This is a genomic window from Mycolicibacter sp. MU0102, from assembly GCF_963378105.1.
Classification (GTDB): domain Bacteria; phylum Actinomycetota; class Actinomycetes; order Mycobacteriales; family Mycobacteriaceae; genus Mycobacterium; species Mycobacterium holstebronense.
The window spans coordinates 4,170,407-4,194,070 of the sequence record NZ_OY726398.1; the positions used below are offsets into that span (position 1 = coordinate 4,170,407).

The following is a 23,664-nucleotide window of genomic DNA, read 5'->3' on the forward strand; positions in this document are numbered from 1 at the left end:
TGCATGGTAATCGAGCGGCTGGTCCGATTCAGCCGACTTCAGCACCGGCCGTCAGCTAGATTGCCGACCATGAACCGAGCGGACGTCACCTTCCTATCCGCTGGAACACCCTGCGCGGGCTGGCTCTATCGTCCGAGCGGTTCCTCCGGCGACATCCCGTGCGTAATCATGGCGCACGGTTTCGGGTTGACGCGCCAGGACGGACTGGCGGGCTACGCAGCGGCGCTGACCCAAGCTGGGGTCGCGGTGCTCGTCTATGACCATCGCCACTTGGGTGATTCGGAAGGTGAACCCCGGCAACGTATTCGGACCTCAGAGCAGCTCGAGGATCGGCTGGCCGCCATTGCCTTCGCGCGAACACTCGATGGGATTGACCCCAACCAGATCATCCTGTGGGGCTACTCGCTGAGCGGTGGAACCGCACTCGAGGCAGCCGTCGCAGATCAACACGTGGCCGGCGCGATCCTGCTCTGCCCCTTCCTCGACGGCAGGTGGCGAACAGTCCACGGCCTGAGAACGCAGCCGCGTAATGCGCTGTGGCTGATGGCGCAGGCGATGCGGGACGCGGTGATACCGGTAGCCGCCGCCCCCGGCGGCCGCGCCGGACTCACCTTCCCCGGTGAACTCGACGGATTTCTGTCAGTTGTGGCACCGGGTTGGCGCAACGAAGCGCACGCCGGCCTGGCACTGCCGTTGCCGCGCTGGCGTCCGGTTGCGCAGGCGAGAAAGTTCACCTGCCCAGTGCTGATCCAGGCCGGCGAACGGGATATCTCGGTGTCGGCGCGGGCCATCGCTCGTGTCGCCGAGCGGGCACCACGAGCGACCCTGAAGAACTACGACGTCGACCACTTCGAACCGTTCTGCGACGGTCATTCGTCCCAGATCATCGACGATCAGCTGGGTTGGCTCAGAGCTCTTTCACGAGCCTGAGACCAACACCGGAATCACAGCCAGGTGTCGTCGGTGGTGGCGGTGAGGAACGCCTCCAGGTCGTCACGCCAGTGCGCCGGAGTGGTCTTGTCCGGCTCGATGCCGGTGTAATCGCCGCGATAGAACAGCAGCGGCCGCGGCTTCACCTCCGGGACATCCGACAGCGACTGCACCGCTCCGAACACCACGAAATGGTCGCCGCCGTCGTGCACCGAGGCCACCGTGCAGTCGATGTGGGCCAGCGATCCGCCCAGGATCGGCGACCCCAGCGGGGACGGGCTCCAATCCACGCCGGCGAACTTGTCCGGTTCCCGCGAGCCGAAGCGGGCGCAGACGTCCTTCTGCTCCTCGGCCAGGATGTTGACGCAGAACTTTCCGCTGGACTCGATGGCCTGCCAGGACCGTGACTGCTTGGTCGGGCAGAACAGCACCAGTGGCGGGTCCAGCGACAGCGCGGCGAACGACTGGCAGGCGAAGCCGACCGGCACATCGTCATCCACGGTGGTGATGATCGTGATACCGGTGCAGAACTGGCCGAGTACGTTGCGGAACGCACGCGGGTCGATCGAGAGGTCCTCAGTCACCGCTACTGCATACCCACAGTGAAGTCATGTCCCCACAAGCTGACCGCGGTGCTCTCCCGGGCCACCCAGTCGTCATCGTCGACCTCGAGGCCCTCGCAGCCGAACTCGATCTGGAAACCGCTGGGCGCCTTCATGTAGAAGGACAGCATCTTGTCGTTGACGTGCCGGCCCAGGGTGGCGGCCATCGGCACCTTGCGACGGTAGGCGCGGTCCAGGGCGAGCCCGACGTCGTCGGCACTCTCCACTTCGACCATCAGGTGCACGATTCCGGTCGGAGTCGGCATGGGCAGGAAGGCCAAGCTGTGGTGACGCGGGTTGCAGCCGAAGAATCGCAGCCAGGCCGGGTCACCGTCAGCGGGGCGGCCGACCATCTGCGGGGGCAGCCGCATCGAGTCACGCAACCGGAAGCCGAGCACGTCGCGGTAGAAGTGCAGCGCCTCGGCGTCGTCCTTGGTCGACAGCACCACGTGGCCCAGGCCCTGCTCTTCGGTGACGAACCGGTGGCCGTAGGGGCTGACCACGCGACGGTGCTGCAGCGCCACCCCGTGGAAGACCTCCAGGTGATTGCCCGACGGGTCGTCGAACGCGATCATCTCCTGGACGCTGCGCTCAGCCAGCTCGGCGGCGGTGGCTTCCTTGTAGGGCGTGCCCTCGGCGTCCAGTCGCTGCCGAATGTCCTGCAGCCCTGCGGCATTGGCGCATTCCCAACCGGATACCAGCAACCGGTCGGAGTCCCCGGGCACGACCACCAGCCGGGCCGGGAACTCGTCCATCCGCAGGTACAGCGCACCTTCGGTGGTACCGGATCCCTCGACCATGCCGAGGACCTTCAGCCCGAAATCCCGCCAGGCCGCCATGTCGGTGGCCTGGATCCGCAGGTAGCCCAGCGAACGGATACTCATCGGTGATACCTCCAGCAAGCTCTTCTATGTCCCAGCCAGGTCCGGTCGATCAGACCATGGTGTCGCCGGGCGGCAACCCGAACTCGTGGTTGCCGAAGATCATGTATGCGCGCTCCGGGTCGTTGGCGGCGTGCACCCGACCCGCATGCGCGTCACGCCAGAACCGCTGCACCGGAGCGTCGTTGGACAGCGCGGTGGCACCGGCGGCCTCGAAGAGCCGGTCGATGGAGGCGATGGCCCGGCCGGTGGCACGGACCTGGTCACGCCGGGCCCGGGCCCGCAGCTCGAACGGGATCTCCTGGCCGGCGGACAGCAGCGCGTACTCGTCGCCGACGTTGCCGATCAGCTGACGCCAGCCGGCGTCGATGTCACTGGCGGCCTCGGCGATCCGGACCTTGGCGAACGGGTCGTCCTTGGCCTTCTCCCCGGCGAACGCCGCACGCACCCGCTTGCCCTGGTGCTCGACGTGAGCCTCGTAGGCGCCGTAGGCCATGCCCATGATCGGCGTCGAGATGGTGGTGGGGTGAATGGTGCCCCACGGCATCTTGTAGACCGGCGCGGTGTTGGTCTGGTAGCCGCCGGCGGTGCCGTCGTTCATCGCCCGGTAGGACAAGAAACGGTGCCGCGGCACGAAGGCGTCCTTGACCACGACGGTGTTGCTGCCGGTGCCGCGCAGGCCCACCACGTGCCAGACGTCGTCGATGCGGTAGTCGGAGATCGGGATCAGGAAGCTGCCGAAGTCGACCGGCTTGCCGTCCTTGATCACCGGGCCACCCAGGAAAGCCCAGGTGGCGTGGTCGCAGCCCGACGACCAGTTCCACGAACCGTTGACGATGTAGCCGTCGGCGGTTTCGGTGACGACACCGGCGCCCATCGGCGCGTAGGACGAGGAGATCCGGACGTTGGTGTCCTCACCCCAGACGTCTTCCTGGGCCTGCTGGTCAAACAGCGCCAGGTGCCAGTTGTGCACGCCGATGATGCCGGCGACCCAACCGGTGGAGCCGCAGGCACTGGCCAGCCGGCGCACTGCCTCGTAGAAGAGGGTCGGGTCGCACTGCAGGCCACCCCACTGCTCGGGCTGCAGCAGCCGGAAGAAACCGGCGTCCTCGAGCGCCTTGACGTTGGCGTCAGGCAGCTTGCGCAGGTCTTCGGTCTCCTGGGCGCGTTCGCGCAACTGCGGCAGAAGGTCGTCGATGGCGGCCAACACCGACTGCGCGTCACGCTGTTGAATGGACGTCACTAGATTGCCTCCCAGAAGTGAACAGGTTCTTCCGGCCCGTTTTCCAACCAGCCTAGAGTGAGATTAGAACACGTTCCGATTTGTGTCGAGCGGGGTGTTCCTGCAGCTGGTAGCAATACCGGACCACTTTTCTGTAACCTGTTCTAGTTATGACCGAAGATGAAGGGCGGCCCGTGACGGAGACCATTCCGGACGAACCACTCGGTGCTCACGTGCTGGAACTGCAGATCACCGAAGTCGTCACCGAGACCGACGACGCACGCTCGCTCGTCTTCGGCGTGCCCGACGGGGCGGACGACCCGGAGATCTCCGAGCAGCGGTTGAAGTACTCGCCGGGCCAGTTCCTGACGCTGCGGATCCCCAGCGACCAGACCGGCTCGGTGGCACGCTGCTACTCGCTGTGCAGCTCGCCCTTCACCGATAGCTCGCTGGCGGTCACCGTCAAGCGGACCGTCGACGGCTACGCCTCGAACTGGTTGTGCGACAACGCCCACCCCGGCATGCGCATCCACGTGCTGGCACCCTCGGGCACTTTCGTGCCGAAGTCCCTCGACACCGACTTTCTGCTGTTGGCCGCCGGCAGCGGGATCACCCCGATGATGGCGATCTGCAAGTCGGCACTGTCGCAGGGCAGCGGCAAGGTGGTGCTGGTCTACGCCAACCGTGACGAGCGGTCGGTGATCTTCGGCGCCGCGCTGCGCGAGCTGGTCGACAAGTACCCCGACCGGCTGACGGTCGTGCACTGGCTGGAGTCGGTGCAGGGCCTGCCGAGCCGCGCCGCGTTGGCCCAGTTGGCGGCCCCCTACACCGACCGCCAGGTCTTCATCTGTGGCCCCGGCCCGTTCATGCAGGCCGCCCGCGAAGCCCTGGAGGCCTGCAAGGTGCCGGCCGAGCAGGTGTATCTGGAGGTGTTCAAGTCGCTGGACAGCGACCCGTTCGCCGCGGTCAAGATCGCTGACGCCCCCGAAGGCGAGCAGGCCGCAGCGCCGGCCACCGTCGTCGTCGAGCTGGACGGCGAGAAGCACGAGCTGGTGTGGCCGCGGCACGTCAAGCTGCTCGACCTACTGCTCGACAAGGGTCTTGATGCCCCGTTCTCCTGCCGGGAGGGTCACTGCGGTGCCTGCGCCTGCGAGCTCAAAAAGGGCAAGGTCACCATGGAGATCAACGATGTGCTCGAACCCCAGGACCTCGCCGAAGGGCTGATCCTGGCCTGCCAAGCCCATCCCGAGACCGATTCGGTGGAAGTGACCTACGACGAGTGACTCAAAGCTAGGTTGGTGCGACATGAAGCGGTTGTTGATGATCCCGGCATCTTTGACGCTGTTGGCGGCGCTGATCCCAGCCGCGACAGCCTCGGCGGCCAGTGAGACCAAGACCTCGTTGTTCCCGGTGAACGAATTCGATCAGCTGCAGACGCACAGCTTTGTCGACTGCAGCGCTCCGCCGCTGTGCCGTTTCACCGTCGGGGTACAGCGGCAGACTCCGGACGGAATGGCCGGGTTCCCGCCCGATCTGTGGGCCCGCCAGAGCACCGAGATCCGCTCGTCGAAGCGCACCGCCTATCTGGATGTGCACACCGACGGCGGTGAGGGCTGGTTCAAGGACCGCGGCGGCCCGGGCACCAAGGTGTTCAAGGACGGCACCGGCGCGGTGATCCAGTCGATGTACTACGGCGAGGGCCCGCCGGAGAAATACCAGACCAACGGCAGCATCGACGTCCTGGAGTACTCCACCGGCCGCCCCAAGACCGATGCCAACGTGATCGTCTGCACCCATGTGCAAGTGGTCTACGCCGGGGTCAACCTGACCACGCCGTCCACCTGCGCCCAGACCGTGTTTTCCTAGCCACAGCTTGATCAGTACACGTCGCGCTGATAGCGACCGGCTGACGACAGCGCCCGCACATGGGCTTTCGCGGCGTCGCGGGCGAGCAGCCCATGTCGTGCGGCGATATCGCAGATCGCGCGGTCGACCTCCTTGGCCATCTGGCTCGCGTCACCGCACACGTAGAGGTGTGCGCCGTCTTGCAACCACTCCCACACTTCGGCTCCGCGCGCGCGAAGCAAGTCTTGTACGTAGACCTTCTCGGGCTGATCGCGGGAGAACGCCAGATCGAGTTCGGTAAGCAAACCGCTGGCCTGCATGTCCCTGAGCTCGTCGCGGTAGTAGAAATCGGTGGCGGCATTGCGTTCGCCGAAGAACAACCAGTTCCGCCCGCGATGCCCGAGCGCGCGGCGCTGCTGCAGGAAGCCGCGGAACGGTGCGACGCCGGTACCCGGCCCGATCATGATCATCGGGGCGTTGGGGTCCGCCGGCGGCCGGAAATGGTTGGTGGACTGTACGAATATGCCGATCTCGGCATCGTCGCTTCGGTCCGCCAGATATGTCGAGCACACGCCGCCGCGCGGCACTCCCCCACACTCATAGCGCACCGCGCCTACCGTCACGTGCACCTCGCCGGGGTTGTCGACGCATGCCGACGATATCGAGTACATCCGCGGTGCCAGAGGTTTGAGCACGCCAAGCCAGTCTTCGACGGTGGCCCGGACCGGGATGGCGGCCAGCACATCCACCGACTGGCGCCCCCACACCCAATCCGACAGCGCAGCCTTGTTCTCCGGCCGCAACAGTTCCACGAGCTCGCGGTCTTGGCTGCGCTGCGCCACGAATCGCAGCAAATCACCGGTGATACGGGTGATTTCGAATCGCTCGACCAGCGCCTGTCGCAACGGCATCGAACCGTGCTCGGCGAGCTCGACGACGTGCGTGCCGTCGAGGCCGGTCACCGTCAGCCATTCGTCTACCAGCGCGGCACTGTTGCGTGGCCATACCCCGAGTGCGTCACCGGCCTGATAGCTCAGCGTCGCTTCGGGAAGCGCGAACACCAGCTGCCGCACCTCCTTTGTCGAACCCGGGCCGCTGAGCACGGTGTTACGCATCAGCCTGGTGCGCAGCGGATTCTTCCTGCTGTACCGACCCGGTTCCCTCGACGAGCGGGCCACGACGGGAGCCGCAACCTCCGGCACAGCCGGAGTCGGCACGGCGCTCAGGGCCCCGCGAAGCGTTCTGAACCATTCGTCCACGGCGTCGTCGTAATCGGGCTCGCAGTCGACACGGTCCAGGATTCGGGTAGCGCCGAGTTCGGCCAGTCGGGTGTCGAGTTTGCGCCCGTAACCACAGAAGTCGTCGTAATTGGAGTCGCCCAGCGCCAACACCGCGTAGCGGGTGTCGGTGAGTTGTGGCGTCCCATCGGCGGACAGCTCTTCCCATAGGACGGCGCCGTTGTCGGGCGGGTCACCGTCACCGGTGGTGCTGGAGACCACGATCAGCTGTCGGGTTGCCGGCAGTCCGGCTGCCGGGAAGTCGTTCATCGTGTGCAGCGCGACCGGCAGCCCGGCCTCCCCGAGGTGGGCCGCGCAGCGCGCGGCCACCTCTTCGGCATTGCCGGTCTGCGAGGCCCACAACACCACGATTGACTCTGAGCTCGACCCATCGGCCTGAGGCCCGCTCGCCGACGTTGGGTGCCGGGAGTACAACCCGGCCAGCAGGCCGTCTACCCACATTCGGGTGGTCGGCTCCAGCGGGGCATTGGCCGGCACCGTCGGCACACCGGTTGCGCTGCGCCCTGCCTCGGTGCGGAGTGCGGTCAGCAATCCACTCAAGTAGATGCGCTCCATAGGAGCGAATGATGGCACCGTGGTCACGGATTCCCCACTGAGCCCGAACAATTCGATAAGGGTATCCACCCGGTCCAGGCCGCTGTCCCCGGACTGCGGTATGCCAGGCGCTGTCAATTCGCGCGGCGATTCGACAACAACCTTGGCCAAGGTCACCGCGCACGCCTTGTATTCGGGCTGTTGCGATGTCGGGTCGACGGCGTCATTGGTGACGGCGTTGATCGACAGGTACTCACCGAACGCGTCATTCCAGTGGAACGGTGCGAAGCAGTTCCCCGGACGCACCCGGTCGGTAACCACCGCCGGCAGCACGGCCCGGCCCCGGCGCGAGGCGATCTCCACAGGGTCGTCGTCGACGATGCCCAGCCGGCCGGCATCGTCCGGGTGGATCTCCACGAACGGTCCGGGGTTGAGCTTGTTGAGCTTGGCGACCTTTCCGGTCTTGGTCATGGTGTGCCACTGATGCGGCAGCCGCCCGGTGTTGAGCAGGAACGGATAGTCGTCATCGGGCATCTCGTCGGGCAGCAGGTGCGGGCGCGCGAAGAAGACCGCTCGGCCGGACTCGGTCGCGAACGCCAGCCGCGGCACGCTGCCGTCCTCGCGGACCAGCTGCGTCTGACTGGCCCCGTCGTTGAGGTAGCGGATGGGGTGGCGGTTCTGCGCGCTCTCTGGCGGGCACGGCCACTGGATCGGCGTCTGACGCAACCGCTCGTAGGTGATGCCGCGGAGGTCGTAGCCGGTCTTGGGGTTGGCGAATCGTTTGATCTCTTCGAACACGTCTTCAGCGCTCGAGTAGTCGAACGCCTTGGCGTATCCCATTTCAGCTGCGACACGAGCGATGATCTGCCAGTCCGGCAGCGATTGGCCGACCGGGTCGAGCGCCTGTTGAAAGAGTGTGAGATTGCGCTCGGAGTTGACCATCACTCCGTCGCTCTCACTCCACAGCGCTGCCGGCAGCAGCACGTCGGCGTAGGCGCTGGTCTCGGTCTCGGCGAACGCATCCTGGGCGATCACCAGCTCGGCCCGTTCCAGCCCTTCCAACACGGTCTTCCGATTCGCCACTGTCGCAACCGGGTTGGTGCAGATGATCCAGCACGCCTTGATCTGGCCATCGGCCATCCGAGAGAACATGTCGATGGTTCCGGCGCCCACCTCGGTGCGCAGCGAGCCGCGCGGGATACCCCAGATGCCTTCGACGAACTCGCGGTCCTCGGCGCAGGCGACGCTGCGCTGGCCAGGCAGGCCTGGACCCATGTAGCCCATTTCCCGGCCGCCCATGGCATTGGGTTGACCGGTCAGGGAGAAGGGTCCGCTGCCGGTTTTGCAGATGGCCCCGGTGGCCAGGTGCAGGTTGCAGATGGCGTTGGTGTTCCAGGTTCCGTGGGTGCTCTGGTTGAGTCCCATTGTCCAGCAGCTCATCCAGTTCCCCGCCTCACCGATCCATGCTGCGGCAGTGCGAATGTCGGATTCGGGGATTCCGGTGAGCTCAGCCACCGCCTCCGGAGTGAATTGCTTCAGGAAGCTGGGCATGACCTCCCAGTCCTGCGTGTACTCGGCGATGAACTCGTCGTCGGTGTGGCCATTCGCGACGATCAGATGCAGCAGCCCGTTGAGCAGTGCTAGATCGGTTCCGGGCGCGATCTGCAAGAACAGGTCGGCCTTCTCCGCGGTGGCAGTGCGGCGTGGATCGACGACGATCACCTTGGCGCCGGCCTTGACGCGGTCCATCATCCGCAGGAACAGAATCGGGTGGCAGTCGGCCACATTCGCACCGATCACGAAAAACACGTCGGCGTGATCGAAGTCCTGATAGGAGCCGGGCGGCCCGTCGGCACCCAGTGACATTTTGTAGCCGCTGCCCGCGCTGGCCATACACAGCCGCGAGTTGGACTCGATCTGGTTGGTGCCGATGAAACCCTTGGCGAGCTTGTTCGCCAAGTATTGCGCCTCGGTGGACATCTGCCCGGAGACGTAGAGCGCGACGGCGTCGGGCCCGTACTCGTCGATGATCGCCCGCAACCGGCCGGCGCAATGGGTGATGGCGGTATCGATGTCGGTCGGCTCGACGGGCTCATCGCGGCCGGGCCGCATGAACGCCGACTCCATGCGGCCGGGCGCGGCGAGCAGATCCGCGGTGGTGGCGCCCTTGGTGCACAACCGGCCGAAGTTGGTCGGATGGGATTGGTCACCGCTGGATTTGGCCACTGCGCGGCGCCCGGTGGCCGGATCGGTTTCGACCTGTAGCACCACGCCGCATCCGACCCCGCAGTAGGCACACAGGGTGGAGACGGCCTCTGCATGCTGCGAGTCGTCTTGCGCGGGCATGGAAGGTCACCTCCTGCGGTTGCGAGCCTCGCCGCCACCTTGCCGGGGCTACGTTTCAAGATCATTTCGGGACCATTACCACGCGTTGCGATATTATTGCAGCGCCGGTGAATATCGGCCCTGACCAGCCCCGATCCGCCGAATGAGGCACTGCGTGACGGCGGCCACAGTTCTCGGCGCGAACGATCAGCGAGTCCTACATCGGAGGTAGGGCGCTCAACGAGCCGGACGCAGAACCGCGAATGTATGCCCCGGAAGTTGGGTGATTTCACGCCCGACCGTCGGTGATCCCCAAGCCAGTACCAGCTCGCCGCTGGCCGGCACACTGACCGTGTCCTCGCTGAGATTGCAGACGACCAGCAGCGGACCGCGGTGCATGGCGATCCATCGCCTGTCCTCGTCGTAGTCGATCACCAGCTGGCTCAACCAGGGGCCGGCCGGATCGATTTCAGTGCGTAGCCCGATCAGTGCCCTGTAGAGGCGCAGCAGCTGCAGGTGGGGTTGCTCCTCGAGCTCGCACCAGGCCAGCTTGGACCGCTGGAAGGTTTGCGGATCCTGCGGATCGGGGATCTCGTCGGCATTCCAGCCGTGCTCGGCGAACTCGGCTTTGCGGCCTTCGGCGGTGGCGCGTGCCACCTGCGGGTCCTCATGCGAAGTGAAGAACTGAAAAGGCGTGCGCGCGCCCCACTCCTCCCCCATGAAAAGCATTGCCGTATAAGGCGACAGCAGTACCAGTGCAGCCTTTATCGCGAGTTGCCCGGCCGTCAGGTTCTGTGATGGGCGGTCACCGAGCGCTCGGTTGCCGACCTGATCGTGGGTGCAGGTGTAGGCCAACAGTCGGGTAGCCGGGATCTGCGAGATCGGCAGCGGCCGCCCGTGACGCCGGCGGCGAAACGAGGAGTACGTGGCCGCGTGAAAAAAGCCGTTACGCAGGGTGGTCGCCAAGGTGGCCATGCTGCCGAAGTCAGCGTAATAGCCCTGCCGCTCACCGGATACCGCGGTGTGGATGGCGTGGTGGATGTCGTCGTCCCATTGCGCGGTGATCCCGTAGCCACCGTCTTCGCGACGGGTGATGGTGCGGGGATCGTTACGATCGCTTTCCGCGACGAGCGACAGCGGACGACCCAACTGCGCTGCCAGCGCGTCGGTTTCGGTCGACAACTCTTCCAGAATATTGATCGCTGTGGTGTCCACCAGCGCGTGCACGGCATCCAGCCGTAGGCCATCGATGTGGAAGACCCGCATCCAGCGCAGCGCGCAGTCGATGATGTAGCGGCGCACTTCGTCGGAGTCCGGGCCATCGATATTGATGGCGTTGCCCCATGGGTTACGTGTGTCCGACAGGTACGGCCCGAACCGGGGAAGGTAATTCCCGGACGGCCCAAGGTGGTTGAACACGGCATCGATCAGTACTCCCAGGCCCCGGCCGTGGCAGGCATCGACAAAGCGCGCCAACCCATTCGGGCCGCCGTAGGGCTCATGCACGGCGTACCACAGCACACCGTCATAGCCCCAGCCGTGCACGCCGGAAAAAGCGTTGACCGGCATCAGTTCTACGAAGTCGACGCCCAGATCGACCAGGTGATCCAGCTTGTCGATCGCGGAATCGAAGGTGCCCGCGGGCGTGAATGTGCCGACGTGCAGTTCATAGATCACCGCACCTTCGGCTGGCCTCCCCGCCCAGTCGTCGTCGGTCCAGGTCAGGCTGGCCTCGTCCCACACCGCCGAGCGGGCGTGCACGCCGTCGGGCTGGCGGGCCGACCGCGGATCCGGGAGAACCTGCGGGTCGTCATCGAGCAGATAGCCGTACCGGGTGTCGGGCGCCACGTCGAGCGTCGTTCGCCACCACCCATCAGCCGAACGGGCCATCGGGTGTGCCACCCCAGCGATATCGAGGCCGACAACTGCTGGTGTCGGTGCCCAGACGGCGAAGTCAGTCATCGACACGCTCCAGCAGCACAACCGGTAGTTCGGCGAACAAGTCGACGGCCCGGACCGGTCCGCTGTGCCTGACGCCGGAGAGCGCGTCGGACCATGTACCGGGAGGCAGCGTGACAACCGTATCGCCCCATCCGGTGCCCTGCAGGCGCACCGTCCAACGGCTGACCGCCACCATCACGTCATCGCCGCGGCGAAAGGCCACGACATGTTCCGACGCCGGTCCTGCCGCCAGCACTGGGTGGTAGCCGCCGTGGAGGAAACTGTCGGGGCGGGCTCGTCGCATCTGCAATGCCGCAGCGACCACCCGCATCTTCGGATGATGCAAGGACTCCAGCGCTGCCCGGCGCGCGTCGTAGTCGACCGCTCGCCGATTGTCCGGGTCGACCAAACTGTCATCGCAGAGCTCGGTGCCCTGATAGACGTCCGGGACGCCGGGGACGGTCAAGGACAGCAGTTTCTGCCCCAGGATGTCGCTTTCGATATGCGGAGCGAGTTCGGCGACGAACTGCGTCAGTTCCTGCGCGATAGGACCATCCAGTATGTCGTCGAGCCACTGGTGCAGCGCGCCCTCGAACGCCGCGTCGGGGTCGTGCCACGACGTCCGCCGGTCCGCCTCGCGAGCCGCCTTTTCGGCATAGGCGTGCAGTCGCTCGCGCAGTGCGGTGGTCACCCGGCCGTCGAGTGGCCACACACCGAAAATGTTCTGCCACAGGAAAAGCCCGGTTGTCAGATCGCGTGAGGGCGTCCTGGATTCCCAACGAGCGACGAACTCCGCCCACAGCGACGGCACCTGCGACAACACCCCGATGCGGGCCCGCACATCCTCGCCGCGTTTGGTGTCGTGGGTGGACAGCGTGATCATCGTGTGCGGCCAGCGGTGTGCGCGGGTGGCGGCCCGGTGATGAGACTCGGCCGAACCGACGCCGAAATGCTGCGGGTTGCCGCCCACCTCGTTGAGCGACACCAGTCTGGCGTCGCGGTAGAACATGCAGTCTTCGGTCGCCTTGGCGGTGACCGCTCCGCACAGCTGCTGCAGCCGCACTCCCGCTTCCCGGGCTTCCCGGTCGCCGGCGATCGCTGCGGCCAGCAGTGCAAGCGGCTCGTCGAGTTCCGGCCGCTGCGCATGCGTGTGTGCCAGCGCCACCGGCAATAGCGCCCCCGACCCGCGATAGTCGCTGCGATAGACACCGATGTGTCCGAGCAAGGTCACGATGGCGTCAGCCAGCAGCGGATGATCAGCGCCGGTAGCGCTGGCCACACAGCGGCACAGCCGCGCCAGCTCGCTGCCCAGCGTCTCAGCAGCCGCGATCTCCTTCTGCTCGGCCAGCAGGGCCGGCATCGCGCGATAGTCGATGCCAGCGGTCTCGCACAACTCGGTCAGCGCCGGCTCACCGTTCGGGTCGATGAACAGCCCGCCGATCTCCCGCAGGGCGTCGTACCCGGTGGAGCCGGCCACCGGCAGGCTTGGGTCAAGCGACTCGTCAACGGCCAGAATTTTTTCCACGACGATCCACGCGTCAGGTCCGGCCAACTCACGCAGCCATTCCAGGTACCCTCGCGGATCTGACAGTCCGTCCGGGTGATCGACCCGCACGCCATCGACAAGACCGGCGTCGAACCAGCGCACCAGCTCGACGTGCCAGGCGTCGAAGACCGCTCGATCCTCTTGACGCAGGCCGGCCAGCGACGTGATCGAAAAGAAGCGACGGTATCCACAGCTGCCGTTGCGCCAACCGACCAGACGATAGTGCTGTCGATCGTGGACTTGGGCGCCGCTGCCGGCGCCGGTTCCGGGCGCGATCGGAAACACCAGATCTCCCAGGCGCAGCGACTCGCCGTCGACGGCCAGATCCGCGACATCGTCATCAGATCCCAGTACCGGCAGAATGATTCGGCCGTCACCGAGGCCCCAATCGATGTCGAAAAATGCGGCGTACCGCGAGGAACGGCCGTGCTTGAGCACATCCCACCACCACGGGTTCTGCTCTGGCCTTTGCACCCCGACATGATTGGGCACGATGTCGATGATCAGACCGATACCGCGGGCACGTGCCGCCGCCGACAGCCGCGCCAAACCCGGCGCGCCGCCCAGTTCGGCAGAGACCGTAGTCGGATCGACGACGTCATAGCCGTGCGTCGATCCGTGCACCGCGGTCATGATCGGTGAGAGGTAAAGGTGCGAAATGCCCAGTGCATCGAAGTAGTCGAGGAGGTTCTCGGCGTCGGCGAAGGTGAACGCGAAACCGCTGTCTGCGCCCCGCAGCTGTAACCGGTATGTGGACAGCACCGGGCGGGCCATGCGTTAGCGCACTTTCCGCAGGACGAGCAGCGCACGCCCAGGAACGGGTAGCTCGTCCCCGGCCTGTGCGCCCGGCCCAGCCTGGGATGTCGGCTCAGCGGTGTCCAATTCGACGGTCCATTCTTGGGCGTAATCCTTGCCGGGAACGGCGAACTCGACCGTCTCCTCGTGCGCATTGAAGCACAGCAGGAACGAGTCATCCACCACCCGCTGGCCCCGCATGTCAGGTTCGCGGATCGCCTCGCCGTTGAGGAAGACCATGATGCACTTGTCGAAACCGTTGTCCCAATCGTCTTGGCTCATCTCCTGGCCGGCGGGGGTGAACCACGCGATGTCGCCGATCTCGTCGTCGTGGCGTACCGGGCGGCCCTCGAAGAACCGGCGACGGCGAAACACCGGATGCTCTTTGCGAAGCTGCGTCACGTGGCGGGCGAAGGCCAGCAGATCGGCATTGGTGTCGGCCAGCGACCAATCCATCCAGGCGAGTTCGGAGTCCTGACAGTAGGTGTTGTTGTTGCCCTGCTGCGTGCGCCCCAGCTCATCACCGTGCGCGATCATCGGCGTGCCTTGGGACAGCAGCAGGGTGGCCAGGATGTTGCGTATCTGGCGAGCCCGCAGCTCTTGAACTTCTGGATCGTCGGTGGGGCCTTCGACGCCGCAGTTCCACGACCGGTTGTGGCTCTCGCCGTCGGAGTTGTCGTCGCCGTTGGCCTCGTTGTGCTTTTCGTTGTAGGAGACCAGGTCGCGCATCGTGAACCCGTCGTGGGCGACGACGAAATTGATGCTGGCACCCGGCCGGCGCCCGGTGGCCTCATAGAGGTCTGACGAGCCGGTGAGCCGCGAGGCGAACTCCCCCAATGTCTCCGGTTCGCCGCGCCAGTAATCGCGCACGGTGTCGCGGTATTTTCCATTCCATTCGGTCCACAGTCCGGGAAAGTTGCCGACCTGATAACCGCCCTCACCGACGTCCCACGGCTCGGCGATCAGCTTGACCTGGCTGACCACCGGGTCCTGCTGGATCAGGTCGAAGAACGCCGAAAGGCGGTCCACATCATAGAATTCGCGCGCCAAGGTCGATGCCAGATCGAAGCGGAACCCGTCGACGTGCATCTCGGTCACCCAATACCGCAGCGAGTCCATGATCAGCTGCAGCGCGTGCGGATTGCGCGCATTGAGGCTGTTGCCCGTTCCGGTGTAGTCCATATACATGCTTCGGTCGTCGTCGACGAGCCGGTAGTAGGCGGCGTTGTCGATGCCACGGAAGTTGATGGTCGGGCCCAGGTGGTTGCCTTCGGCGGTGTGGTTGTAAACCACATCCAGGATCACCTCGATGCCGGCTTCATGCAAGGTGCGCACCATGGCCTTGAATTCCGCGACCGCCGCCCCTGGCTGCCGGTTTGCCGCGTACTGGCTGTGTGGGGCGAAGAACCCGAAAGTGTTGTAGCCCCAATAGTTTCGTAGGCCCATCCGAAGCAAGCGGTCGTCGTGCATGAACTGGTGTACCGGCATCAGCTCGACAGCAGTGACATTGAGCGCCTGCAGGTGATCGATGACTACCGGGTGAGCCAAACCGGCGTAGGTGCCGCGCAGTTCCTCGGGGATGCCGGGGTGCGTCTGCGTCATGCCCTTGACGTGAGTCTCGTAGATGATCGTCTCGTTGTAGGGGGTCTTCGGCGGCCGATCGGTTGCCCAGTCGAAGTACGGGTTGATCACCACGCTGGTCATGGTGTGCCCGAGCGAGTCGACCCTCGGCAGCGTCTCGCTGCGGGGCGGGTCGTCTCCGGCTGCCATGTCGTAGGAGAACAGCGCCTGGCCGAAGTCGAAATCGCCGGTGAACGCCCGGCCGTAGGGGTCCAGCAACAGTTTGCTGGAATCACAGCGATGTCCGGCCGGCGGATCGAACGGCCCGTGCACCCGAAAGCCGTAGTTCTGTCCCGGCGACACCGTCGGCAGGTAGGCGTGCCAGACGTAGCCGTCCACCTCCTCGAGCGGTACGCAGGTCTGGTCACCGTCCTCGTCGATCAGGCACAGATCGACCCGCTCGGCGATCTCCGAGAAAAGGGCGAAGTTGGTTCCCCCACCGTCGTAGCTGGCCCCGAGCGGGGCACTGCTGCCCGGCCAGACGGTGTGCGACACAGGTGGGGCCTCAGCTGAATCCCCGGCCGCGGTGACCACCCTCGCCGGATTTCGGGTAGTGCCCATACTCGCCCAATCTCGTCACGACATCTGATTCCACGTGCCTTTGCCGAGGGTGGCTACCCGCCTGCCGGGCGGTCAAACTATCGCCGGCTACGACACTACGGTCCGGTTCGCGGGGGTGGGGAGTTGAAATGCGTCCCAGGCGGGTATAGGCGTTGTTGTGGCGCCCGATGACCTACGCCGGCTGGCAGCGGCGCACGGCGTAGCCACCGCCTATCGCAACGAACGGCGCGAGTTGGTGCAGGTGGATGCCGACGTCGTGGTCCAGATCCTGCGGCTGCTCGAAGTCGAGGCCGGCAGCGAAGCCGATCGTCGTGCCGAATTGGTCAGACTGGACGAACGCGAGCGTGCGGGGGTTTCGGCTCCCACGCTCGCCGTGCGGCTGACCGGGAGTGCCCTACCGTTCTCCGGGGCCGCCGCTCTGGTGAACGAAACCGGCGAACAAACGGTGGTGCGCGAGGAACTGCCCGCCGATCTGTCGCCGGGCTGGTATCAACTTCACCTGCGCAATGGCCAGGAAGTCACGCTGGTGGCGGCTCCCGCCCGGGTGCCGCAGGCGCCGGTCGTATGGGGATGGATGCTGCAGCTCTATGCGTTGCGGTCCGCGCATTCGTGGGGCATCGGCGACCTGTCAGACCTTCGGGATTGGGTGGCCTGGACAGCAGCCGAGCACGGCGCCGGGGCGGTGCTGCTCAATCCGCTGCACGCGCCGGGGCCGACGCATCCCGTGCAGCCGTCGCCGTATACGCCGTCGAGCCGGCAGTTCGCCAACCCGCTGGCCCTGCGCATCGAAGACCTCGACGCCTACCACCGTTGCGACCCGGACACCCGTTCGGAAGTCGATGCGCTGCGAGTCGCCGCGGACACCGCGAAGATCGACTACGACCTGGTCTGGGCGGCTAAACGCTCGGCCCTGGAGTTGCTCTGGCGTGCTGAAGGGCGGCCCGGCCCGCTCGACGAGGCGTCGGAGACCCGGGCGTTGCGTGACTGGGCGACCTACTGCGCGCTGGCCGAACGCCATGGCGGTCGGTGGTCGAGTTGGCCGGTGCCGCTGCACGATGCAACCGGCGCCGCGGTAGCGGCCGCGCGGCGGAAGCTTGCGCCGAGGGTCGCGTTTCATGCCTGGGTGCAGCAGCGCTGTGTGGAGCAACTGCTGGCGGTACAGCGCGCCGCCAAAGATTCCGGCATGGCGCTGGGCGTGCTGCACGACCTGGCAGTCGGCGTCGACGGCGATGGCGCCGATGCGTGGGCACTGGCCGACGTACTGGCCGTTGAGGCCAGTGTCGGCGCGCCCCCGGATACGTTCAGCCCTCGCGGGCAGGACTGGTCTCTACCGCCCTGGCGGCCAGACCGCCTGGCGGACACCGGCTACCAGGCGGTACGCGACATGCTGCGGGCCGTCCTGGCCCACGCGGACGGTGTGCGCATCGATCACGTCGCCGGCTTGTGGCGGCTGTGGTGGATCCCGCCTGGCGAGAGCCCCGATCGCGGCACCTACGTCCACTACGACGCCGACGTCATGCTCGCGGTGCTGGCGCTGGAGGCGCATCGCGCCAACGCCGTGGTCATCGGCGAGGACCTGGGAACCGTCGAACCGGAAGTCACCCGCGCCCTGGCCGACAACGGAATGCTGGGCTGCGCGGTCTCCTGGTTCACCCGTGACGAATCGACGCCCAACCAGCCGTTGCTTGCACCGTCGGCGTGGCCTTCGCGAGTGGCTGCCAGCATTTCCACCCACGATCTGCCCACCGCAGCTGGATTCTTCCGCGGCGAGCACGTACGGGCCCGCGCCGAGCTGGGTCTGCTCGACGACGTGGCGGCCGCCCAAGGCGCCGCCGAACAGGAACGAGCCGAGTGGCTCGCCCTGCTGCGCTCGGAAGGTTTTCTTGAGCAGGACGACATGACCCCGGAAGAACCGCAGATCATCGATGCCATGCACCGCTTTCTGGCGGCCACCCCGAGCCGGCTGAAGCTCCTCTCCCCCTACGACGTGCTGGCCGAGCCTTGTCAGCCCAACCTGCCGGGCACCGTCGATCAATATCCGAACTGGCGTCTGCCCCTGCCGGAGTCTCTTGAGCAGTTGCAGGCCGACCCGAGGATCGCCCGCACCGCGGCGTTCTTCTCACCCGATCAAGGTCACCAATCGTCTGCCAGGTAATCACGTCCGGAATGGGGTACATGTCGAGATATGGCCATCGACGCTGACGACGAATTTGGTCAGGACCTAGACCCGGGGGCGGGTAGCCATGTCGAGGACGGGATCGTCGAGCACCCGAGCGCGGACGACTTCGGCGATGCCGCGGCCCTGCCCGCGGATCCCGTCTGGTTCAAGCGAGCGGTGTTCTACGAGGTGCTGGTCCGGGCGTTCTACGACTCCAACGGGGACGGCATCGGCGACCTGCGCGGCCTGACCGAGCAGCTGGACTATCTGCAGTGGCTCGGCGTCGACTGTCTGTGGCTACCGCCGTTCTACGACTCGCCGCTGCGTGATGGCGGCTATGACATCCGGGATTTCTACAAGGTGCTGCCGGAGTTCGGCACGGTCGATGACTTCGTCGAGCTGCTCGACGCGGCGCACCGGCGCGGCATCCGGGTCATCACGGACCTGGTGATGAACCACACCTCCGACAGCCACCCCTGGTTTCAACAGTCGCGGCAAGACCCGGACGGCCCCCACGGCGACTACTACGTGTGGAGTGACACCAGCGAACGGTACGCCGATGCCCGAATCATCTTCGTCGACACCGAGGAGTCCAACTGGACGTTCGACGCGGTACGCAAGCAGTTCTATTGGCACCGGTTCTTCTCCCACCAGCCCGACCTGAACTACGACAACCCGGCGGTGCAAGAGGCCATGATCGACGTGCTGCGGTTCTGGCTGAACCTCGGCATCGACGGGTTTCGCTTGGACGCGGTGCCGTACCTGTTCGAAAGAGAGGGCACCAACTGCGAAAACCTGCCCGAGACACATGATTTCCTGAAACGCTGCCGCAAGGTGGTCGACGACGAGTTCCCCGGCAGGGTTCTGCTGGCCGAAGCCAATCAATGGCCCACGGATGTGGTCGAATACTTCGGCGATCCCGACACCGGCGGCGATGAATGCCACATGGCATTCCACTTCCCGCTGATGCCACGCATTTTCATGGCGGTACGGCGCGAGTCACGCTTCCCGATTTCGGAGATCATGGCGCAGACGCCACCGATACCTCACCTGGCGCAATGGGGAATCTTCCTGCGTAACCACGACGAACTGACCCTGGAGATGGTCACCGACGACGAGCGCGACTACATGTACGCCGAATACGCGAAAGACCCGCGGATGAAGGCGAATGTGGGAATCCGGCGCCGACTGGCCCCACTGCTGGACAAGGACCGCAACCAGATCGAACTGTTCACCGCGCTTTTGCTGTCGCTACCCGGATCCCCGATCCTCTACTACGGTGACGAGATAGGAATGGGCGACATCATCTGGTTGGGCGACCGCGACGCGGTGCGCACCCCGATGCAGTGGACACCCGACCGCAACGCGGGCTTCTCCACCGCGAACCCCGGCCGCCTTTACCTGCCGCCCATTCAAGACGCGGTCTACGGCCATCAGTCCGTCAACGTCGAATCGCAGCGCGACACCTCCACGTCGTTGCTCAACTGGACCCGCACGATGCTCGCCATTCGACGCCGGTATGAAGCCTTCGCCCTCGGCGGATTCCGCGAACTGGGCGGGTCCAATCCGTCGGTGCTGGCCTACGTGCGAGAGATGGTGCCAGAGACCTCCGGCGGCGACGGGAGCGTCCAGGGGGACACGGTCTTATGTGTCAACAACCTGTCCCGGTTTCCCCAGCCGATCGAATTGAACCTGCAGCACTGGGACGGCCACATACCGGTGGAACTCACCGGTTCGGTGGAGTTTCCGCGAATCGGAAAACTGCCCTACCTACTCACGCTGCCCGGGCACGGCTTCTACTGGTTTCAGCTGTGCGAGCCATGCGAGCCGAGGGAGGACATGCCATGACTGGTGGCACCGGCGAACCAGCAGGCCTGCCGTGGGCGGAATGGCTACCGACCCGACGCTGGTATGCGGGACGGAATAGGCAACTGGCGCAGGCAGATCCCTTCCTGGCGGTAGAGCTCGGGGGCGGATTGCAGCTGGTGCTGATCGACGTCGGCTACACCGACGGCACCGCCGATCGCTACCAGGTGATAGTCAGCTGGGACATTGATCTGGCACCGGAGTACGCCCAGATCGCGACGATCGGAACCCACGCGGGCCATACCGCCTCCGACGCACTATATGACGCTTCGGCAATCCGAGTGTTGTTGTCACTGATCGATTCATCAGCCCAGCGGGGCGACGTCACATTCACTCCCGAGCCGGGGGTAACGCTGCCGGTTCGCGCCGATTCGCGCGTATCAGAAGCCGAGCAGAGCAACACCAGCGTTATCGTCGAGGAAGAAGTGGTCCTCAAGGTGTTCCGCCGAATCAGAGATGGGATCAATCCGGACATCGAACTCAACGCAGCGCTGGGCCGAGCCGCCAACCCCCACGTGCCGCGACTGTTCGGCTCTTACCAGATTGAGTTGCCGGGCGACTCCGGCGTGCTGCCCTACGCGCTGGGCATGGTCAGCGAATACGCGATGAACTCCGCCGAGGGCTGGGCGATGGCCACCGCGAGCGTGCGCGACCTGTTCGCCGAAGCCGATCTGTACGCCCATGAAGTGGGCGGCGACTTCGCCGGCGAGTCGTACCGACTCGGCGAGGCTGTCGCATCGGTGCACCGGTCCCTTGCCGACACCTTGGGGACTTCGCAGTCGGTCTTCCCTGCCGATGCGCTGTTGTCGCGATTGTCGGCGACCGCGAAGACCGTGCCCGAAGTACGCCCCCACCTGTCGGCTATCGAAGAGCGATTCGCCGCACTCGCCGGTGAGGCCATCACGGTGCAACGAGTCCACGGCGACCTGCATCTGGGCCAGGTGCTGCGCACCCCGAACGGGTGGCTGCTGATCGACTTCGAAGGCGAGCCCGGCGCACCGTTGTCGGAACGTCGCAGGCCGGACTCGCCGCTGCGCGATGTCGCCGGCGTACTGCGGTCCTACGACTACGCCGCGTACGGGAAACTGGCCGACCTGTCGCGAGACGGCCAAGACCGGCAACTGGCCACCCGGGCCCGTGAGTGGCTGGACCGTTGTCGCAGCGCCTTCTGTGAAGGCTACGGGGCGGAGTCCGGCACCGACCCACGTGATCACGCAACGCTGCTGGCCGCCTACGAATTGGACAAGGCGGTTTACGAGGCCGGCTACGAGGCCCGTCACCGGCCCGCCTGGCTACCGATTCCGCTGCGGGCGCTGAGTCGACTCAGCTAGCGGGATCGGGTTCCAGCCACAACGCCGACAGTGGCGGCAGCACCAGCACCGCAGAGGCCGGGCGACCGTGACGTGGCTCGTCGACGGCGTCGACGCCACCGAAATTGCCTGCGCCACCGCCGTTGTAATCGACGGCATCGGTATTGAGTATCTCGCGCCACCGGCCCGCGAACGGCAGGCCGAGGTGGTAGTCGGTATGGGTCACACCGGAGAAGTTGAACACCGCCGCCAGCACCGATCCGTCCGACGCGTAACGCAGGAAGCTCAGCACATTGTTGGCGGAGTCGTTGGCGTCGATCCAGGAATAGCCGGCCGGGTTGATGTCTTCGCTCCACAGCGCGGGACGGCTGCGGTAGACGGAATTGAGATCGCGTGCCAGGCACTGAATTCCCGCGGAGAAGCCGTCCTGCCCTCCCGAAGAGTCGAGCTGGAACCAGTCCAACCCGCGCTCCTCGGACCATTCGGCACGCTGACCGAACTCCTGGCCCATGAACAGCAGCTGCTTTCCGGGATGCGCCCACTGGTAGGCCAGCAGACTGCGCACCCCGGCCGCCTTGGCATGGTCGTCACCGGGCATGCGGCTCCACAGCGTGCCCTTGCCGTGCACCACTTCGTCATGGCTGATCGGCAGCACGAAGTTCTCGCTGTAGGCATAGAGCATCGAGAAGGTCATCTCGTGGTGATGGAAGGAACGGTGCACCGGATCGTGGCCGAGGTAGGCGAGGGTGTCGTGCATCCAACCCATGTTCCACTTCATCGAAAATCCCAGTCCACCAAGGCTGGTCGGCCTCGACACGCCGGGCCACGAAGTCGATTCTTCGGCAATGGTGACGATACCGAGCGCCGATTTATGTGCGGTGGCGTTCATCTCCTGCAGGAACTGCACCGCCTCCAGGTTCTCGCGACCGCCGTAGACGTTGGGCGTCCAGCCGCCCTGGGGTCGCGAGTAGTCCAGATAGAGCATCGATGCCACGGCGTCCACTCGTAACCCGTCGATGTGGAATTCCAGCAGCCAGTACAGCGCGTTGGCCACCAGAAAGTTGCGCACCTCAGGTCGGCCGAAGTCGAACACATAGGTTCCCCAGTCGAGTTGCTCACCGCGTCGCGGATCGGCGTGCTCATACAGCGGGGTGCCGTCGAACCGGCCCAACGCCCAGGCGTCTTTCGGAAAGTGCGCCGGCACCCAGTCCACGATGACTCCGATGCCGGCGCGGTGCAGCGCATCGACCAAGTAACGGAAATCGTCGGGCGTGCCGAAACGCGCGGTCGGCGCGTAGTACGAGGTCACCTGATAGCCCCACGATCCGCCGAACGGGTGCTCGGCAACCGGTAGCAGCTCGATGTGGGTGAACCCTTGCTCCACAACGTAGTCCGTCAGCTCGGTGGCAAGCTGCCGATAGCTCAGCCCAGGCCGCCAGGACCCGAGGTGCACTTCGTAGATGCTCATCGCTTCGAACGCCGGATTCGCGGTGGCCCGCCGATTCATCCAGTCGCTGTCGCTCCAGGTGTAGCGACTGGTAGCTACGCGTGAGGCAGTGTGCGGCGGGGTTTCGGCCGCGAACGCCATCGGGTCAGCCCGCTCGGTGACCACATCGTCTGCGCCGTGAACCCGGAACTTGTACAGGCCGTCGACCGGAAACCCCGGCCAGAACAGTTCCCACACACCGGAAGAGCCGAGTGCCCGCATGGGTGCTCCGATACCGTCCCAGCCGGTGGCGTCACTGATCAAACCTATTCCCTTGGCGTTGGGCGCCCACACCGCGAATGACACACCGGTCACCGTCCCGTCCGGGGTGGTGAACGTGCGCGGATGGGCGCCAAGGGCGTCCCACAGCCGTTCGTGCCGCCCCTCTCCGAACAGGTGCAGGTCGATCTCGCCCAGCGTCGGCAGAAAGCGATACCCATCGGCCACCACGTGCGGTTCCGCGGCACCGGGATAGTCGATCTGCAGCCGATAGTCGATCAGGCCCGCGAAGGGCAGTGTCGCGGCAAACAACCCGTTGCCCAGGTGTTGCATCGGGATCCGGTCACCGCCCACCAGAACCGCCACCGCACTCGCGCCCGGGCGCAGGGCTCTGATCACGCTGCTTTCACCGTTGTCGTGGGCGCCCAGGATCGCGTGCGGGTCGTAGTGCACGCCGGACATCAGCCGATCGAGGTCCTCGGGGTTCACCTGAAGCTCACTGGGTGGGTGCTTGATTCGGGTCAT

The 23,664-nt window shown here is 65.6% G+C and carries 14 protein-coding genes; 6 read left to right on the top strand and 8 right to left on the bottom strand.

Annotated elements, in window-relative coordinates:
• The first annotated feature begins 3 nt into the window (after positions 1–3).
• Complete coding sequence (locus RCP37_RS19675) at positions 4–930, top strand: alpha/beta hydrolase (protein ID WP_308484640.1); 927 nt, start codon at positions 4–6, stop codon at positions 928–930.
• 14 nt (positions 931–944) lie between these two features.
• Here RCP37_RS19675 and hsaB read toward each other — a convergent pair whose 3' ends face one another.
• Genes hsaB through hsaA form a run of 3 tightly spaced genes read right to left on the bottom strand, consistent with a single transcriptional unit; the run spans position 945 to position 3,656 of the window.
• A complete protein-coding gene (gene hsaB / locus RCP37_RS19680) occupies positions 945–1,496 on the bottom strand; it encodes a 3-hydroxy-9,10-secoandrosta-1,3,5(10)-triene-9,17-dione monooxygenase reductase subunit (protein ID WP_308487162.1) in 552 nt (183 codons plus the stop codon).
• Positions 1,497–1,516: 20 nt separating this feature from the next.
• Positions 1,517–2,416 (bottom strand): iron-dependent extradiol dioxygenase HsaC, encoded by a 900-nt coding sequence (hsaC, locus tag RCP37_RS19685; protein ID WP_308484641.1) that lies wholly within the window; start codon positions 2,414–2,416, stop codon positions 1,517–1,519.
• 49 nt (positions 2,417–2,465) lie between these two features.
• Entirely contained in the window at positions 2,466–3,656 is a 1,191-nt protein-coding gene (gene hsaA / locus RCP37_RS19690; protein WP_308484642.1) for a 3-hydroxy-9,10-secoandrosta-1,3,5(10)-triene-9,17-dione monooxygenase oxygenase subunit, read from the bottom strand.
• A gap of 173 nt (positions 3,657–3,829) precedes the next feature.
• Between hsaA and RCP37_RS19695 the strand changes: the two genes are divergently transcribed.
• Positions 3,830–4,918: a 2Fe-2S iron-sulfur cluster-binding protein gene (locus tag RCP37_RS19695; protein WP_308484643.1), complete on the top strand. Its 1,089-nt coding sequence runs from the start codon at positions 3,830–3,832 to the stop codon at positions 4,916–4,918.
• Between the two features lie 22 nt (positions 4,919–4,940).
• Positions 4,941–5,501 carry a hypothetical protein gene (locus RCP37_RS19700; protein ID WP_308484644.1) on the top strand — a complete coding sequence of 187 codons (561 nt, stop codon included), beginning with the start codon at positions 4,941–4,943 and terminating at the stop codon, positions 5,499–5,501.
• 11 nt (positions 5,502–5,512) lie between these two features.
• Here RCP37_RS19700 and RCP37_RS19705 read toward each other — a convergent pair whose 3' ends face one another.
• The 4 genes from RCP37_RS19705 to glgX form a co-directional block, all read right to left on the bottom strand.
• Positions 5,513–9,658 (bottom strand): bifunctional nitrate reductase/sulfite reductase flavoprotein subunit alpha, encoded by a 4,146-nt coding sequence (locus tag RCP37_RS19705; RefSeq protein WP_308484645.1) that lies wholly within the window; start codon positions 9,656–9,658, stop codon positions 5,513–5,515.
• Positions 9,659–9,874: 216 nt separating this feature from the next.
• Positions 9,875–11,599, bottom strand: a complete 1,725-nt coding sequence (treZ, locus tag RCP37_RS19710; RefSeq protein ID WP_308484646.1) for a malto-oligosyltrehalose trehalohydrolase — start codon at positions 11,597–11,599, stop codon at positions 9,875–9,877.
• Positions 11,592–13,898 carry a malto-oligosyltrehalose synthase gene (gene treY / locus RCP37_RS19715; RefSeq protein WP_308484647.1) on the bottom strand — a complete coding sequence of 769 codons (2,307 nt, stop codon included), beginning with the start codon at positions 13,896–13,898 and terminating at the stop codon, positions 11,592–11,594. Before treY ends, treZ begins: the two co-directional genes overlap by 8 nt.
• A gap of 3 nt (positions 13,899–13,901) precedes the next feature.
• Entirely contained in the window at positions 13,902–16,100 is a 2,199-nt protein-coding gene (gene glgX / locus RCP37_RS19720) for a glycogen debranching protein GlgX (RefSeq protein WP_373693060.1), read from the bottom strand.
• A gap of 157 nt (positions 16,101–16,257) precedes the next feature.
• Between glgX and malQ the strand changes: the two genes are divergently transcribed.
• From malQ to RCP37_RS19735, 3 genes are read left to right on the top strand one after another with little or no spacing between them, the layout of a single operon-like run.
• Positions 16,258–18,255 carry a 4-alpha-glucanotransferase gene (gene malQ / locus RCP37_RS19725; RefSeq protein WP_308484649.1) on the top strand — a complete coding sequence of 666 codons (1,998 nt, stop codon included), beginning with the start codon at positions 16,258–16,260 and terminating at the stop codon, positions 18,253–18,255.
• A gap of 30 nt (positions 18,256–18,285) precedes the next feature.
• Entirely contained in the window at positions 18,286–20,106 is a 1,821-nt protein-coding gene (gene treS, locus RCP37_RS19730; RefSeq protein WP_308484650.1) for a maltose alpha-D-glucosyltransferase, read from the top strand.
• Entirely contained in the window at positions 20,103–21,455 is a 1,353-nt protein-coding gene (locus RCP37_RS19735) for a maltokinase N-terminal cap-like domain-containing protein (protein WP_308484651.1), read from the top strand. The genes treS and RCP37_RS19735 overlap by 4 nt, the downstream gene beginning before the upstream one ends.
• On the opposite strand, the gene glgB is transcribed toward RCP37_RS19735, so the two are convergent.
• Positions 21,448–23,664: a 1,4-alpha-glucan branching protein GlgB gene (glgB, locus tag RCP37_RS19740; protein WP_308484652.1), complete on the bottom strand. Its 2,217-nt coding sequence runs from the start codon at positions 23,662–23,664 to the stop codon at positions 21,448–21,450. The two genes, RCP37_RS19735 and glgB, sit on opposite strands and share 8 nt — an antisense overlap.